Source organism: Herbaspirillum sp. B65 (assembly GCF_000333555.1).
Classification (GTDB): Bacteria; Pseudomonadota; Gammaproteobacteria; order Burkholderiales; family Burkholderiaceae_D; genus Herbaspirillum; species Herbaspirillum rubrisubalbicans.
The window spans coordinates 1-1,152 of the sequence record NZ_BADI01001237.1; the positions used below are offsets into that span (position 1 = coordinate 1).

Here is a 1,152-nt window from a genome sequence, read left to right on the forward strand (position 1 = left end):
AGCGCATCGCGGCCGGACTGGCACCAATCGCGCCTATCTGGACGCCGTCCTGTCGCAGCAGCCAGCTCCTGTGCTGCGACAGCTGCAACGCCAGGCCGGACTGGCCAGCATCGAGGCCGAAACCGCGCTGCACGAGCTCGGCGGTCTGCGCCGCCAGCGCGACGCCCTGAGCGCCGATGAAGTCGCTTCCCTGCGCAGCCTGCGTGAACTGGCCGGGCAAGCCTCGGTTCAGTGGCACCGGCAAAACGGCCGCGCCGACGCTCCCTGAAAAACGGCGCTTCCCTTCATCTTTTTCCGGAGGGAAAGAGCGCAACCTCAACACCAGCGCGGATATCTGCCCAAACCTTCACTTGCCTCATCAAACCGGGGCAATGTTGTCATCCTGTCATTTTCGTGTGATAGATTGCGCTTCATGATTGGCACTACCGGAACAACGGCGACGACTGCGGCATGCAGCGCGAAGCGCCGGGCCGGTAACGCGCGCGGGGGCGCGCAGGCACACGCCAGACAACAACAACGACCGGCAGCAACGACCGGTCCTTATCGATGGGGGTACAGGCATGCCGCACAAACGCGCAGCCTTCGGGGAAAGTCATCTGATGCCGCAATCCACACTGCTGGCGCGGACACGCCACTGGCTGGGCAGCCTGCCGGCGGCTTGCGTGGTGGCGCTGGTGTCGGTGAGCTATGCGGTCAGCTATGCCGTCATGATCTTTGGCGGCAGCGGCGATGCCCTGCTGCAGGCCGGGCTGCCGCTGATGTTCGTCACCAGCGTGCTGTGCCTGCTGGTGATCTGCTTCACCAGTTCGCTGCCCTTCATGCTGGGCGGGGCGGACTCCAATTCGGTCGGCCTGCTCTCGCTGATGGTCGGCGGCATCAGCGCCACCATGCAGCGCGCCCAGCTCTCTGCGGCCGAGATCCTGGCCACGGTCACCATCGCCATCACCCTCAGCAGCCTCCTGGTCGGATTGGCGCTCATGGCGCTGGGCGCGCTGCGGCGCGGCAACCTGGTGCTGTTCGTGCCGTTCCCGGTGGTCGGCGGCTTCCTCGCCGGGACCGGCTATCTGCTCTGGAGCGGTGCCTTCACGGTGCTGACCGGACATCCCCTGGGGCTGGATGCCCTGCGCACCGGCATCGACCTGCACTGGCAGG

1 protein-coding gene and 1 pseudogene are annotated in these 1,152 nt (G+C 66.2%); both read left to right on the plus strand.

Annotated features, from left to right (window positions below; genetic code table 11):
* Positions 1-268 (plus strand): annotated as a pseudogene (locus I5W_RS28910) (FUSC family protein); the annotation flags it as partial.
* A 331-nt stretch (positions 269-599) separates the two neighbouring features.
* Positions 600-1,152, plus strand: a 553-nt coding sequence (locus tag I5W_RS28915; RefSeq protein ID WP_252717277.1) for a SulP family inorganic anion transporter, incomplete at its 3' end; no start/stop codon positions are given.